The sequence below is a fragment of the Quyinboa ferrireducens genome (assembly GCF_042436675.1).
Lineage (GTDB): Bacteria > Bacteroidota > Bacteroidia > Bacteroidales > UBA5342 > JBHJHP01.
This window is the reverse complement of sequence record NZ_JBHMVA010000024.1, coordinates 13,756-28,372: the sequence shown is the minus strand read 5'-3', so window position 1 is coordinate 28,372 and position 14,617 is coordinate 13,756. Positions and strand designations below refer to the sequence as shown.

Here is a 14,617-nt window from a genome sequence, read left to right as displayed (position 1 = left end):
TGCTTAGATGTACCGATATTCCTATTTCTTCTTGTTGCGTCTCTCATTTGCAGTATCGACCTAAATAATGCCTAACGTTCCCGCGGTATGGTGTCGTGCGGTTGACTGTCCCACGAAGTGGAGACTGTCAAGCCGAAAACGACGACATACGGAATAAAGGTTTGCAAATTAAAACCAAACCGCATGCACTATGACCGCGTGTTGGCAGTAGTTATTTTTTTGTTATTCTCCGTTTTTCTAAGATCAAGTATACTATTCAAAATTTGTCTTGTAGCTATTTTTTGCATGATATTATTTTGTATAATTCTCTGTAAATTGCAAAATCTTTTCACCTATTTGCTGATCAATAAAACTATCAATAACAATCCTGTTAATTAGACTTTTTTCTCTTTTTAAATCTTTAATAGTTTCGATTGTTTTTAGAATCTCTAAAACACCATTCAAAGTCTGTTCTTTTTGCTTTAAGTTTTCAGTCTCAAGATTTGTTATAAGTTCTTTTAATCTTTCGTTAAAGGTCATGTCTTCATTTTTTAATTACTGCCAACGGTCCCGCGGTATGGTGTCGTGGCAGTTTCTGTCCGATAGGATAGGAACTGTCAGGATGAAAAGTGCCGGCAAAGAACGTTGAATTATTTGGTTTAAAAATACTGCCATGCACTATGACCGCGTGTTAGCGCCTGGTTGTTTTATTAGTCAGTCATTCAATCTCATGAATTATTGCTATCAATCCATTTTTTGTCCCGGTATAAAAATCTCCTTTTTTAAACTCTGGGATAATAATTTTATCAATAATCGTTTTAGCTTCTTCGTCTTTGAGTTTATTTTCAAGTCCATATCCAACTTGAATCCTTATCTGTCGAATCTTTTGTCCTAAAACAATTGCTATTCCATTGTTTTTATCTTTTTTACCAATCCCCCAATAATTAAATAATTCCAAAGAATAATCAAACAATGTCTCATAAGGTTTAAATGAATTAATTGTCACAATTGCTATTTCATTTGTCGTTTCTTTCTCATGTTTTGAAATAATGTCATTGAGTTCTTTAATCTGGTCTTGTGTGAAAATTCCTTCAAAGTCATTTACATATCCAATATAATCAGGAAATTTAAAATCTGTCTTTTCATCATTTTGTGCATAACCAGAAAGAGAAATCAATCCGAAAAGAACTCCAATTAATAAGCTTTTTGTTTTCATAGATTTTTATAATTTGTCAATTAATAACTGTGGTTGAATATTATCAATTCTCAACTTGGCGCTAACGTTCCCGCGGTATGGTGTCGTGGCAGTTTCTGTCACCCGTGAAAGGAACTGTCAGGACGAAAGGCGCTTGCAGCGAACGTTGAATTATTTGGTTTAAAAGTACTGCCATGCAGTATGACCGCGTGTTAGCTGGCGTTTATTTTATTTCAATTTTTATACTATCTGAATCAACAGTAAAGTTCGCAACATGTCCCCATCCTTCATTCATATTATCAACAATCAATTGCAATATTGTATTTGGAATTGGTTTATCCCCATAAATCTTATATGTTTTTTCACTCACGGTACTTGACAACCAAAATAAATACATTCTCTTATTGGCAATATCAATGAAGACAATCGAACCATATCCGCCAACATGAAGCTGTGAAATATCACCAACTATCAAGTTGCTTTTTGAAATCATTGAACCGCAACCTGACAGCGATACATGGTCAAGATACAATTTATAATCAGAACCTAAAATCCGTTTAAGTTCATTTATCACAATTGGATTTTTAAAAAAATCGGTCTCTTTAGGAAAAGTCCCAATATACTTTTTCAATGTCAACCAGTCATCTGATTGTGCTTTATCAATTTTCAAAGAATCAATCCGATTAGAATTAGCACGTGAATCAGATTGTTTTAATCCACAACTTGTCAATACTAAAATTGCTAATAAATAAATCGTCAAATGTCTCATATTTCAGTGTTTTTAAATGCCAGCTAACGGTTGGTGTATGAAGCGTTGGGCATTTCGAAGCACTTTCCTGTCAAACTGCTACAAAGTTGATTAAGTGTAACGCCTTTAAAACCTGCATTTTCCGCCCAATGATTTATACACTTTGTTACCTGCTGGGCTTTATTTTTCAGTCATTATATTTTCAATTTTAGCACTGTCCTAATTTTGTTTTTAGGGACAGCAAAAGAAGCGTTGGCAAGCAGACAAGCTCTTTTGCAATTTTTGGTCTGTGTGTTGGCTCGTGTGAATTGCAAATGTGCTTGGCTGTGAGCGTTGGCTATTCTTCGACATCATTATGCCATCTCATATTAGTACCGAAAAGATTTCTCCATTTCCATTTTAATGATTTTTCTTCATTTCTAATTTCATCAATTAAGCTTTCAATTTTAGTCTTGTTTTTAATATTTTCAGTATAGCTTAATAATACAGGTAAATTAGTATTAAATGTTTGCCACCATCCCCATTCATTTGAACACAGCTGAATTAAATAGTCACTGTCTATTTCAAAGGTTAATATATAATCCAAATCAAATAGGTCCTTAGGTTTTAATTCTACCCTCTGTATTTTAGATAAAAATAAGTCTGTTGGTGTAAGTGTTGGATATGAAAGTTCAAATCGGTTATTTATTTCAATTGGTTGACAAAGGATAATATTATCAAGAAAAAAGTCTATTGAAATATTTTGTGATGTAAAAAAACTCCTACGTTGGTTTCCATGGAGCATTTTTACATTCCTATTATTTTCATAATTTAAACTGATTAATAATTTCTCAAGATTATCAATGTCTTTACTCCGAACAACAAAGTCAATATCTCCAAACTGTTGACGATTTTCAAATAGCCATTCTTTTTTTGATAAGTCGAGAAAAAGTAGGGCTACACTACCAAATAATCTCAACTCAATATTGTTGGTTTTACACTCTTTGAGAATTGTATTTGCTGTTTGAAACAGAATTTCATTCCTTTTGTACAACTGATTATTTTTCATCATTCTTCAATTAAATAGAAATCTCTAATTGTACATTTCTCATCAATATCAATTATATAAGCGTTCAATATTCCCTTTTCGTGCTCACTACCCGGATTTAAAGAGAGCGTACGACCAATATATTCAAATCCTTTGGACTCATGAATATGACCGTGAAGAGATAAAAGCGGTTGATACTCTTTAATTGATTCAAAAACTGCTGTACTTCCAGTATGCACTATATTTATTCCACCAGGCTTAACATCATATTTTAAATCCTTGTCAAGTTGAGGCGCTAAGTCAAGTTTAGTATTGAATGGAGGACAGTGAAAATTGAAAATTGCATTTTCGACGTTTTTTATTCCCCCAATTTTTTCTGCTATGAGCTTTTTAAGTTTTTTTTCGTTTAATTCTCGTTCTGTATTCCAAGGTGTAATATTGGTGTAGTCAAGCGTGATGATTTCTACTTCTTTAAACAAAATAGGATTTTTTAAGCCAGTATAAATTCCTCTGTTATTATACTTTATTAATAAACTATCAATTTGCTTTGTATCATCATTTCCTGGGGAAATAATAACTTTTGTCTTATTTACATTTATTTGGTCAATAATTTTTAAAATCCATTCTTCTAATCGTTCCAGAATTTTCTCGTCAAGAATCTTCATAATTCTATCGGGGATTGACTGAAGCTTCTTAAATTCTTCCTGGTTGGTTAAAAAGTAATAATGTCCTAAGTCCTCAAGTCTTTTTTTTATTGAATGTATTTCTCTTTCAGAAACAGAAATGACTTTACCATCCATTTCCGTTTTATAAAAACCATTAGCTCCAATAATTGGGCGAATATCTTTTCCAGCTAAGTCTCCACTAATAATTAATATATCAATACCAAAATTCGAAACTGCATTTAATGCTTTTTCAAAAATTAATGATGAACCATGTATGTCGCTTAAAAAGAGTATTTTCATTATTCTGGAGGTAGTTGATTAAAAATTTCATCTGTGTTGGTTCCTGATTTATTAAGTTTAATTTGTCTGGCAGAATAATAGAGTACCAATAATGCCATAACAATACTCAATGAAATAATAATATCATATGCCATCTGTTTAACAGAGATAAATATCACTAACCAACCAATTGCAAAGACAATCATTCCCACCCAAGTAATAACAGGGATATTGAGGAAGCTCTTTTTGACAGGGCATAAAGAATAAATTGTCGGGTTTTTAAAAGGCAACATTATTGCACCCGCACCATATAACCAATACACAAATAGAGCACAGAAAAGTATCGTACCTAAAACAGTCCCAACATTTAATAATGTAAATAGAACTCCCAGTAAAGCAAATAATAATGTCAAATGAGAAGCTTTTGTAGGTGCACCTGTTTTGTTGCTTACATCTGCCATTGATTCTGGAATAACTTTATCCATTGCAAGGGCAAAAATTATCCTTGATGGAGCGAAAAAATAAGGAATCATTGTAGTAAGCAACCAGATAGAAATTCCAACAGGTATTAATATCCCCAATATAGGATTGGAAATGATGGATGAAATGTAAAAGGGAATTGATGGCGCAACTGGTGTCATTATAGAACTTAATTCGGAATTGTGATTTTTATATACAAAATCATAAGCTCCAATAAAATTACCATAAGCGTGCGTTACAGAAAAAGCTATTGCTGTATATAGTAACCCTAATGCAAAACCGGCAAATACATAAGCTCTGATATTTTTCTTTTTTTGTTTTGTGGTTTCTCCGCTCGCATAGCTTATCAATTCTAACCCACCGTATGAAAACAAAACAACTAATAAAAGATTAAATGTTTGTGTCCATGAAAATTGAGAAGACGCCCAACCATTGTTTTTCGCAAGTTCAATTATTTTTTCGTAGCTGCCATTTCCCCAACTTTGATTAAATGCATTCTCTATTGACATGCTATTTGAAAAGAAAAATATCAATATTGCAACCAAAATGGACAACAGAGAAATGTAAAATAAAATACGCATTGTATTTCTGAAAACCTTAACACCTAATAAGACAATCCCCCAAGTAAGAAAGACAAGGAAACATCCACCAATAGTACTCCACAATGGCGTTTGAATTGCAGTACCAAATTTTTCAATACTTGTTAGCTCGTGTACAATTCCAAAATTGACCAAAATTCCCCCAAATACTTGTGTTACAACAAAAGCAACTACACCAATGCTTAATGTGTAGCCAATGAAAAACAACGCTGATGCTAAAAACCCAAGTGAAGGATTTACTGTTCTACTGATTAAAACATAAAGACTACCTGAATTTGGAATCATTGAAGCATTAATTGCGGCTAGGTAAATTACTGGAATAAACAAAGCCATTCCTATTAAAAAGCTTATCCCAATATTTCCACCTGGATATGTAGAAGCAGTTGAAACGGAATAATATAAAATACCGGAACCTGCGGGGGCAGAGATAACTAAAATTAAAATATCTTTCCAACTTAAGCCTTTTACTAAACCAGAGGTTTTTCTTGTGAAAACTAGATTATTATTCATCTTTATATTGCGGATTTAATTGTTCGAATAAAATTTTTATACTGCTGAGGTTCTCCTCAATCTCAACACTAAAATCATTTTGAGAATCTTTATTGATTTTTATTATTTCTTTCAACAAATTATAATCATCGGCAAACTCATCTATGGTTGAATATTTTATATTACCTATTTTTTTAAGTATTTCTTCACTGAGAAAATTTAATGAATCGATTGCTTCTTCATTTTCATCAGATATTAAGTAATACTTGGCAGATAATAATGCATATTTAATTTTATCAATAAGTTTTTCCATAATATTCATGTGGGCTGTATAGATGCTAGCTTTGTCTTTGTTAAGACTCTTTATAATGTTTTCGTAATTTGATTCCAGTGAGGTCAAACTAGATTTAAAGTTGGCGGTGATTCTCCAATATACAATAAAACCTATGAGACCAAACAAAATAGTAACCAAGGCGGCGAATAAAGTTGTGTTCATAGAATATATTGTATTTTGAGAATCTAAAGCTTGAGTGAAATAGTTCTTTTGATATTGAAAATCTGAATGGTTTTTTTCTATCGAATCCAGCCTTTTTTCTATAAGCTCAATTTTTATGTTTTGTAAAGAGTCTGTCTTGTTCAAATTTAATTGCTTTTGACTGCCAATAACAGAATTACACATAAAAAAGATGAGTATTAGAATACCTGTAATTTTAAATTGCATTTTATTCATGATTTTGGTTTTCTTTGTGGATTAGAATTATTTTTTTCTTTTTGTGGTGTCTCATAGGCAGCAATAAAAGCGTTTATATTTTGATAAAGAATCTGCAAACTATCTTGAATTGTACACTTATTGCTTCTATTTCTTTTTATTTTCTTTATTTTTTCTGGTATGCTAATTTCAATACTCGAATTATTTATTTGCTCATTTAAATTAGCTAATTCTTCCTTTGTTTTTGACCACTCAAGATTCATTTGACAGTTACCAATTTTGCAGGTCGAATTGCATTTAGATAACCTATCTAACCACTCATTCTTGATAACCTTTATTAGATGCTCTGAAAAGGCTTCATTACTTTTTTTAATAAATTCGTTATCTATATGACCTTTATCCTCCGTGCTGTAGAAATCTTTATCTAATACAACAATAATATTAGTTTTATTATCAAATTGTTGAACATGTTCTTTAATTATAGCTTCAACAGAATCTTCGTCAAACAGCTTTAATTTTGTATTCTCAATATTAAAATAAATTTTGTAGGTAAGTGGATGCTCCAATTTAACGGGATGAATTAATCTTAAATTAACGCCTATCTCAGCTAATGGAGTGATAACTTTATCTAATAAGCCTGGTTTATTAGATTTAAATTCAACTGTAATTGGAACAATAATTTCTTTGGTACTTTTAAATTTAACTAAAATATAATTTCCCTCAGATAAATATGTAATTCCTAAAAAAGGTTTTTTCTCCTTGATAGTTTCTTGAAGCACATGATATGGAAGTTCAATGGGAAAATAGTTTCCAAATACATCATTATGGAGTTTTATTTTGCCTACGTCTTCATTAAGGTTTGTTTCTGAATTGTATCTTTTAATAAAATATTTATCAATAGGTTTTTTGAGGATTATAGGTTTGTATCCTTTTATCTCTATCCCAAGTTTTTCTTTATAATATTTATTTAGTTTGTTTTGTACAGAATTTATTGTTCTACCATCGATTAATTCGTCATTATCAATAGTAGCTATCAATTCAACCTTTCCTTGCATCTCATAAACAGAATCAATTGCTCTACATTCTAAAATATTAATTTGTTGTTCTTTAAATAACTCAAGAAACTTTGAAAAAGCGCCAGGAATATTATCCATGGATAATTCAAAATAGTATAATTTCTCTATCTCTTGAAATGAGCGTGGTGTTATACATACTTGAATTTCGTCTGTTAGATAAAAGCCATTTTCTTTTTTCGGCACATATAAATAGACATTTAGATTGCCATATTTTTTAAAATCACTTGTTGCAATAATGTTTTCAGGAATGTCAACAAAATATTGTCCATTATCATACTTTAAATATGTACCATGATATAGTTGCATAGGTCAATTGTTTATAACTTCATAAAAATATCGTTCAGGTCTCTTATAATTCTTAATGAAACTGATAATTAAATGGTTCTCGTTTCCAACACTGAAAGATGAGTTTATAGTATTATTGTTAATTATCTGATGTATATTGTTAATCCGGGTGTAGTTATTTTCAGCTTTTTGAATTAAGTTATTTAATTTGGTGTAGGCATTAAAGATTGATATTATTTCATTCTTTGACATTTCACTTTGCCAATCATATCCATAATTTAATTCTTCATTCGGATTTTGCTTAAGTTGGATGTTATATGTTTTTGAATAATTTTCAATTGGAGTGTTTTTCTCCGGGTGATAAAAATTATAGGAAAGGGAATGAATATTTTTATTATTTCTTTTTATAAAATCAATAGTATCGTTCGCTTCTAAAAAAGTTTCTGTTGGCAGCCCAAACATTACTAAAACTCTATTATGAATTTTTGCAGACGAAGAATGGATTAAAATATTTTCCGCTACGTCCAAATTTATGTTTTTTTGAATAACATCTAAAACTCTTTGATTTCCGCTTTCAAGCCCCCAGCATATTGTTGTGCATCCACTTTTGCTCATTTTTCTTAAAAGTTCTAGGGTGAACTGTTTTTCAAAGCGAGCTAAAATCACCCATTCTATTATTATATTTTCGGCAATTAATCTATCACTTAACTTGTGAGCAAAAGAAGGAGAAACAAGAGAATCAACAAAACTAAAGACTTTGGTTCCATACAAATATTGCAACCTTTTTATATCTTCAATTACTTTATCCACATTTCGTTGCTTAAACTTTTGCTCTATAAGTGGATAAGAACAAAATATACACTTCCCCCAATAACAGCCTCTACTAGTTTGTATTGGCAATGTATCTTTCTCAAAATATGGATTAATATGTAAACCTGAGAAGTCAGGTGTTGGTAGTATATCTTGACTTAAATTTTCAAATGAGTTATTAAATAGAACTTCCTCATTTTTTTTATAATAAATGCCATTTATTTGCTCTGGTTCACTGCTGTTTTTTAATGCTTGAATAAGTTTTAATAGGGGAACTTCTCCTTCCCGAACCACCATGTAATCGATAAATTCAAACTGTAATAGGTGTTTCGCTAGTTCTCTTTCAACTAACGTGCACCAAGAACCACCAATGACAACTTTACTGTTCTTATTGTGTCGCTTAATAAAATATGCCAGAGTGAAGGCTGGAACAACCTGATTATTTGCTGCTATCGAAATTCCAAACAAACAAGGAGTTTCAAGTTTTGATTTTGTATTGAAGAAATCTGAGTAAAACAGATGATAAGGATTTTCTCTATCAGTCGATATGCTAAGTAGATTCTTAATGGAATAGGAATATTGACTTAAAGAAATGTTGCTGTATAGCAAATCGTGATAGTCCTGTTTTATTAAGTTATCTGAGTGATTGTCATTTTTTGTAATATTTGAGGTGTAAGATTTAAATTCATTGGAAAATCCAATTAACTCTAAAAGAACATCTCTTGTTATTATTCCCTTTGAAACTTCGTCAACAAATTGACTGTTTGATAGCTCGATAATTATTGATAGCTTTTTAATAACTTCAATCTCGTTCTGATTAAGTTCTGTTTTAGCAGTTAAATCATTAAAAGTTTCAATAAGAGTAATATGCAATAATGATAGATAGTCAGCACTATAAAGATTTTGCCAAAACTCAATATTTAAATCAATCTGTTCAACTTCAATATTGTTTTGCTTTAGAAATGCAGTTAGCGCAGGCGTACTCAAAAATGGAACATCTGGCAACCAGACCGGAGGGAAAATCAATATGCATTTGTTTATTGAGGTCATTTTGATTCTAAAACACAATCATTATTCATAATTAGTTTTTCAATATTAACTGCTGTTCCATGAATCTTCTCAAATTGTCCCTTCAAAATTCCAATATGAGCTTCACAAATGGAGTTGATAGGATTCAAAGTGTATTTACAGTTTTTACAGATTATCTTAATTTCATTTCTATCTGTTGAAATAAATTTATGGTTAGTCAGATTCCCGAAATAGCCATTAAAGAAAACGCTATATCCTAATTTTTGAGGCAATGCTTTATCATATTCAAGCTTTAATGCATTCTTTGAATACTGAGTCCAAAATTCTTCAATCGATATTTTCTTAATTTTTTTCACCAACTATAATCATTTGATTTCCAAAAAATGAAAATGGTTTTTTGATTTTAGTTTTAATGTTCTTGTGTCCATTAGTTAAACTAAAAATTTCAGTAACAGCTATATTATTCCATTCAAGTGATTTTATTAATTTGAAAATAGAGATACACCCTTTAAAATTGGTTATACTAAATGCCCTGAAATGGAAAATTGGTAATCTAAGTTTTTTGATTCCAAATACATAGAGTAGATACTGCCGAAACGTTAATATAGGAATGCTTATAATAATTTTCCCGCTTCTTTTCAAGCTTCCTGATATTAAATCTATAGTTAAAAATGGATTTGCAACATGTTCCAAAACAAAATTTGCTAATACAAAATCATAAAAATCTCCTTTTATAAAATCATCATTTTTGTTATTTGATTCCAAGTCATATCCTACATACTCCGAGTTTTTAAACATTGATTTGTATGTACTGTTTCCACAGCCAAAATCAAGTACATTTTTGTTTTCCAAATCATATTTATTTAAGATAGTGGAATAAATATCAAATAGGTATTTTGAACTATCAATTATGGGACTATTTTCGCCAAATATTTTTCCAAAATATTGTGATATTTTGGAAATTGCCCATTCTTCATTCGGAGCCGAAAAAACTGATTTCTTTAATGGATTGATTATAATATGCTCGTCTGAAGTTTCATTTACGTATCGTTTTATATCTGATGTGTTAAGCGCAAATGAGAAAGTCCCACTCCTGTCAAAAACCAAGCTTGTGTCTTTTACAGCTTGGTCATTTGATACATATATGAAAGGGACGGCATTCATTAAGTTATTTCGACAAAGTTTTCATTATTTAAGGTGTTTAACATTTCAATCAAATCTGATTTGATTTCAGTTTCAGTTACATTTGAATACATATTATTTAATTCAACGACAATTGAACTGACAGAATTTTCACCATTGCATAGTTTGATAATATTAACTGATACCAGATTTTCAAGGAGTAGCACTTTATTTTCCGGAATATGATACAAATAATATTGGTTATCTTCAGATAACAATTCTATGCCATTAGCCAGTTTTGGTATTGATGAATCACTAATCATTCTACCTTTTTTGAGAAGTTGCGCTTACTGTTGTAGTATATGATTTACCGAAAATTGGTCTAATAAGCTTAAACTTTGGTTTTTCGTAGACCACTTTTTTGATTGATTCTTTTTTGTCCATTATTTTAAAGATTAGTTACTATTACAAATTTATTATCAAATCATTTAGTTGCAAAAAGCGTGCAATTTTTCGTCAATAAAAGCTTCAGTTTATATTGATTTGTTTTATTCATTTTTTATAAGGTCAGTTAATTTCTTTTCTAAAAGATAAATAAGTAATCTTCCAGCAGTCAAAATACCTATAATTGTCAAAACTATTAAAGATATAGCTAAAATATATTGATTCTCTTCGAAAGCTTTGAATATTAACTGCCCAAAAAACTCTGTAGATGCACCTATTAAAGCTCCAAAAACAATTAAAAAGGCAAGTACTTTAGTTGTTTTTTTCACTTTAATATATTTTGCCTTCTCAATAGATTCCTTTGATATTTCAAGATGAATTATATTCTCTAAGAATTTTGAAACGATGTAATCATAGTATTGAGGAAATTCTTTTTTTATAGAATCAAATTTTGAATTATCAAATATTTCACTCCTAGTATCTATTAAATCAATATTTTTCGCTTGTGGAAAAGTGCGTTTAGTAATATTCTCACGCAAAGTCGTGTTTTGAACATATTTGCTCCATTCCGAAGAAATATAAGTGTAAATAATAATATTCTTTTTATGGTTGACAAAATTTTCAATGAAATTCGTATAAACTTTTTTATTATGTTTTCTATTTAAAACTTTAATACCTTGTTCAACTAAATTTCTGGGATTAAACACATAACCTTCTAACTCAGATATTCCAAAAGAATCCCCAAACTTTGATTTTAATACATTTAATATATCACATTTTGGCTTCACAAATCCAAAATCAAGAAAGATAATGTCATAGCTTTTGTTTGAGAGTTCTCCTAACTTTTGAAATGTTTCTTCTTCGATAAAAAAGGATTCATTATTATCATCTCCGCCAATGGATACGTGGAGAGTAGAAACATCTATTAAATATTTTTCACCTTCCAATGTTAACTCAGGTCGTATAGCATCTTTAGCATATTTCAGTATTGGTTCTTTATCATCAACGATTAAAACATTATAGGTTTCCATTATCTTGGTGTTATTTAATATTCAAGTTGCTGTAAGTGGAGGGAAATTGCACTCTTTTGCAAATTTCGGTCTGTGAGTTGGCTTGTGTGGTTTGCAAATGTGTGCAATATGCGTTGGCTTCCCTAACTGTCCCGAAGGGCAGAAGCGGGTGGGCAAAAACAAAATTTTCTTTATCTGTCAGTTTATGTATTCTATGTTTATTTTCTAGTTTCAATCAGTTTTATTTATTAGTTCAGTTTCTTTTTTTTAGCCTTGCAGGTAACGGTTTGCGGTATGAAACGTTGGGGAGTTCGGAGCTACTTCACTATCAAGGTACAACGGACTTTGATGCGAGAACCGAAGCTCGAATAACCACTTCGTCCCCAATGTTTTATGACCGCGTGTTAGCTGCTGGGCTTTTTATTTTCTCATTGATATATGTTCATGAACCCATTTTGCTTCTTCATCAGGAGTTATAGTTTCTAGTCTACTACTGACTCTACTGAATGTTGCTCCTGGATGGTCATACGGTTTACTATCATCAAAGTAAGGTCCAACAACACCTAAAATCCAATCATCTTTTGCAGCCCAATGTGGTTCGTTCACTCTGTATTTAAAGACTTCGTAATGAACAAAATTATTTTGTCCGTCGAAATCAAAAGTCACACGTTTAATATGTTCTATTTCATCTGGACAAGCATCCAATTCTGTCGGGAATTCTAACCAATTGGCCAAATTGCTTTCAGCCGCCTTAATAATTGAAATGTATTCTTGAGGGAATATTTCAATCATATTATGCTCATGCAACAATCGATATGTCATTTCTCTTGTCTGAATATTTTTTGCATATTCATAAACATCTTGCTCCGTTAATTTCTCCCCATTTTCTAATCTGTCGTATATAGGTTTTATCCTATCAAATCGCTGTTGATTAATCTTTCTGTTTTGAATCCTGACTTTTATAAATCTATATATTAAAAAAGTCAAGATAGATAAAACAATTATTAAAATTACTATTTTCATTCTATGTCAATTTATGTGTGTGTCTTCTTTGCCTTGCAGCTAACGTTCCCGCAGTATGGTGTCGTGCGGTTGACTGTCCCACGAAGTGGAGACTGTCAAGCCGAAAACGACGCCAGGATGAATACGTTTTTGCAAGTTAAAAGAACCGCATGCACTATGACTGCGTGTTGGCATTAGTTTTTTTATCTTGATTATTATTATTCAAAATTATTAAGGTTGTTATTAAAAAAATATGAATAATAAAATTCACTATATAATTTAAATATGCTCGACCTAATATAAGTGGTATTTTATAACTCAACCATGTCATGAAAGCAATAAATAATGTAAACGTTACTAATGATGCAATCCATCCAAAAAGTCCAGATGCTTTTCTGAAGTCTTTGTCAAATAAAGGCAAAAATAATATCAGTGGTAATAATAGAATATATGTAAAACTGGATGTAATTATCATCCAATAAATATTCCTTATGGGTTTAGCTTTATTATTGTTTGTAGGTGAATTTTGGATGTTATTTTGGTCTATATTTTCAGATTTAAAGGATATTTTTCGATACAAATCGGATAATAATTCAGAATAATGTTTTGACTGTATGACTTTATGTTCTAATGTAATTATTTTATTCAATTTGATAGAGTCATTAGAATAAGATTCTTTTAAATATTGAATTTTAGTTAATTGGTCTAATTTATTATTAATGTGTATATTATATGTGAATTTCAATCCGATATCAATGAAAATTAAGAATACTATTATAGATATAGACATAGCTGTTCTGAATCCCCAGGATTTAGAATTGTCAAGGAATAATGATTTTATTAATTCAAGAATATGAGTCATATTTTAAAATTAATGCCAACGTCCCGTCGGTATGGCACTGTAGCCGGTTGGCGAAAAGTTTAGCTTTTTTAAAAATCATTTGTTTCAAATATACGTTATAATTTCTTTAAACAAGCAAAAGCAGGCTATGTGCTATACCGGCTGTTGTAAATAGTTTTTCTTTTATAATTTTAATATATAAGTCAATAAATCTATAAATCTCTTATCTTTTATTTTATTCCATCCCTTCATTTTTAATAACAAAAGAGGAATTATTTTCCCTTCATTTGTCTCAAGTTGAAATATTTTAATGACTCTTTTCTGAAAATATAAATTACTGTCATTAATTGATTTAATATAGAATTTATAAATGTCACTAAAATTAATATTTATGTCTTCGAAAAGGTATCTGCCGATGTAATCAATATTCTTAATTATTAGATTTTTATTATTGAAATCAATAATTACTTTATTAAGCTTTTTTGTTATATAAATCCTGACAATTACTCTCCAAATTAGAGCAATAATAAAAGGAATAAATAAATATATTTTTTTAAAATTCGGAATTGAATTAATATTTATATAGTCTAAAATGACTTTATATTTGATATATATAAAAACTGTTAATACTAAAAATAACAATACGAATAATTCACTTATTAGCACCTGAAATGGAACAAAGCTAACTTGACTTATTAAAATATTTTTATCCTTATCATATCTATTTATCATAAAAAAAGGATTGGACATTTCTTCAAATTCTTCTATTTCTTTGTTCCAATCATGACCTAGGTATTTAAAGTCAGTTTCATTCATCGAAAGGGATAT

At 30.2% G+C, this 14,617-nt stretch carries 16 protein-coding genes; all 16 read right to left on the bottom strand.

Going from position 1 to position 14,617, the window contains the following annotated elements; translation table 11 throughout:
* Positions 1–291 precede the first annotated feature (291 nt).
* The 16 genes from ACE01N_RS19630 to ACE01N_RS19555 all read right to left on the bottom strand — a co-directional run bounded on the left by ACE01N_RS19630 (position 292) and on the right by ACE01N_RS19555 (position 14,605).
* Positions 292–519: a hypothetical protein gene (locus tag ACE01N_RS19630; protein WP_380592627.1), complete on the bottom strand. Its 228-nt coding sequence runs from the start codon at positions 517–519 to the stop codon at positions 292–294.
* Between the two features lie 178 nt (positions 520–697).
* Positions 698–1,195 (bottom strand): TPM domain-containing protein, encoded by a 498-nt coding sequence (locus ACE01N_RS19625; RefSeq protein ID WP_380592625.1) that lies wholly within the window; start codon positions 1,193–1,195, stop codon positions 698–700.
* 202 nt (positions 1,196–1,397) lie between these two features.
* Positions 1,398–1,943, bottom strand: coding sequence for a hypothetical protein (locus ACE01N_RS19620; protein ID WP_380592623.1), 546 nt, complete (start codon positions 1,941–1,943; stop codon positions 1,398–1,400).
* A 316-nt stretch (positions 1,944–2,259) separates the two neighbouring features.
* A complete protein-coding gene (locus tag ACE01N_RS19615; protein ID WP_380592621.1) occupies positions 2,260–2,970 on the bottom strand; it encodes a nucleotidyl transferase AbiEii/AbiGii toxin family protein in 711 nt (236 codons plus the stop codon).
* Complete coding sequence (locus tag ACE01N_RS19610) at positions 2,970–3,914, bottom strand: metallophosphoesterase family protein (protein ID WP_380592619.1); 945 nt, start codon at positions 3,912–3,914, stop codon at positions 2,970–2,972. The genes ACE01N_RS19615 and ACE01N_RS19610 overlap by 1 nt, the downstream gene beginning before the upstream one ends.
* Positions 3,914–5,482 (bottom strand): APC family permease, encoded by a 1,569-nt coding sequence (locus ACE01N_RS19605; RefSeq protein WP_380592616.1) that lies wholly within the window; start codon positions 5,480–5,482, stop codon positions 3,914–3,916. Before ACE01N_RS19605 ends, ACE01N_RS19610 begins: the two co-directional genes overlap by 1 nt.
* Positions 5,475–6,182, bottom strand: a complete 708-nt coding sequence (locus ACE01N_RS19600; RefSeq protein ID WP_380592614.1) for a hypothetical protein — start codon at positions 6,180–6,182, stop codon at positions 5,475–5,477. The genes ACE01N_RS19605 and ACE01N_RS19600 overlap by 8 nt, the downstream gene beginning before the upstream one ends.
* Before the next feature lie 5 nt (positions 6,183–6,187).
* Entirely contained in the window at positions 6,188–7,552 is a 1,365-nt protein-coding gene (locus ACE01N_RS19595) for a hypothetical protein (RefSeq protein WP_380592612.1), read from the bottom strand.
* A gap of 3 nt (positions 7,553–7,555) precedes the next feature.
* Positions 7,556–9,367: a B12-binding domain-containing radical SAM protein gene (locus ACE01N_RS19590; protein WP_380592610.1), complete on the bottom strand. Its 1,812-nt coding sequence runs from the start codon at positions 9,365–9,367 to the stop codon at positions 7,556–7,558.
* A 20-nt stretch (positions 9,368–9,387) separates the two neighbouring features.
* Entirely contained in the window at positions 9,388–9,726 is a 339-nt protein-coding gene (locus ACE01N_RS19585; protein WP_380592608.1) for a hypothetical protein, read from the bottom strand.
* A complete protein-coding gene (locus ACE01N_RS19580) occupies positions 9,713–10,477 on the bottom strand; it encodes a class I SAM-dependent methyltransferase (RefSeq protein WP_380592606.1) in 765 nt (254 codons plus the stop codon). Before ACE01N_RS19580 ends, ACE01N_RS19585 begins: the two co-directional genes overlap by 14 nt.
* Before the next feature lie 56 nt (positions 10,478–10,533).
* On the bottom strand, positions 10,534–10,815 hold the full coding sequence (locus ACE01N_RS19575; protein WP_380592604.1) for a PqqD family peptide modification chaperone: 282 nt from the start codon (positions 10,813–10,815) through the stop codon (positions 10,534–10,536).
* Positions 10,816–11,040: 225 nt separating this feature from the next.
* Positions 11,041–11,967, bottom strand: coding sequence for a hypothetical protein (locus ACE01N_RS19570; RefSeq protein WP_380592601.1), 927 nt, complete (start codon positions 11,965–11,967; stop codon positions 11,041–11,043).
* A gap of 399 nt (positions 11,968–12,366) precedes the next feature.
* Positions 12,367–12,969 carry a hypothetical protein gene (locus ACE01N_RS19565; protein WP_380592599.1) on the bottom strand — a complete coding sequence of 201 codons (603 nt, stop codon included), beginning with the start codon at positions 12,967–12,969 and terminating at the stop codon, positions 12,367–12,369.
* 154 nt (positions 12,970–13,123) lie between these two features.
* A complete protein-coding gene (locus ACE01N_RS19560; protein ID WP_380592597.1) occupies positions 13,124–13,810 on the bottom strand; it encodes a hypothetical protein in 687 nt (228 codons plus the stop codon).
* A gap of 162 nt (positions 13,811–13,972) precedes the next feature.
* Positions 13,973–14,605 carry a hypothetical protein gene (locus ACE01N_RS19555; protein WP_380592595.1) on the bottom strand — a complete coding sequence of 211 codons (633 nt, stop codon included), beginning with the start codon at positions 14,603–14,605 and terminating at the stop codon, positions 13,973–13,975.
* Positions 14,606–14,617: the final 12 nt, after the last annotated feature.

What these genes read in the sequence shown, in the direction of transcription:
- ACE01N_RS19620 (WP_380592623.1), bottom strand. Translation starts at nt 1,943, where the DNA reads ATGAGACATTTGACGATTTATTTATTAGCAATTTTAGTATTGACAAGT.
- ACE01N_RS19560 (WP_380592597.1), bottom strand. Translation starts at nt 13,810, where the DNA reads ATGACTCATATTCTTGAATTAATAAAATCATTATTCCTTGACAATTCT.
- ACE01N_RS19600 (WP_380592614.1), bottom strand. Translation starts at nt 6,182, where the DNA reads ATGCAATTTAAAATTACAGGTATTCTAATACTCATCTTTTTTATGTGT.
- ACE01N_RS19570 (WP_380592601.1), bottom strand. Translation starts at nt 11,967, where the DNA reads ATGGAAACCTATAATGTTTTAATCGTTGATGATAAAGAACCAATACTG.
- ACE01N_RS19615 (WP_380592621.1), bottom strand. Translation starts at nt 2,970, where the DNA reads ATGAAAAATAATCAGTTGTACAAAAGGAATGAAATTCTGTTTCAAACA.
- ACE01N_RS19630 (WP_380592627.1), bottom strand. Translation starts at nt 519, where the DNA reads ATGACCTTTAACGAAAGATTAAAAGAACTTATAACAAATCTTGAGACT.
- ACE01N_RS19555 (WP_380592595.1), bottom strand. Translation starts at nt 14,605, where the DNA reads ATGAATGAAACTGACTTTAAATACCTAGGTCATGATTGGAACAAAGAA.
- ACE01N_RS19595 (WP_380592612.1), bottom strand. Translation starts at nt 7,552, where the DNA reads ATGCAACTATATCATGGTACATATTTAAAGTATGATAATGGACAATAT.
- ACE01N_RS19575 (WP_380592604.1), bottom strand. Translation starts at nt 10,815, where the DNA reads ATGATTAGTGATTCATCAATACCAAAACTGGCTAATGGCATAGAATTG.
- ACE01N_RS19565 (WP_380592599.1), bottom strand. Translation starts at nt 12,969, where the DNA reads ATGAAAATAGTAATTTTAATAATTGTTTTATCTATCTTGACTTTTTTA.
- ACE01N_RS19605 (WP_380592616.1), bottom strand. Translation starts at nt 5,482, where the DNA reads ATGAATAATAATCTAGTTTTCACAAGAAAAACCTCTGGTTTAGTAAAA.
- ACE01N_RS19610 (WP_380592619.1), bottom strand. Translation starts at nt 3,914, where the DNA reads ATGAAAATACTCTTTTTAAGCGACATACATGGTTCATCATTAATTTTT.
- ACE01N_RS19625 (WP_380592625.1), bottom strand. Translation starts at nt 1,195, where the DNA reads ATGAAAACAAAAAGCTTATTAATTGGAGTTCTTTTCGGATTGATTTCT.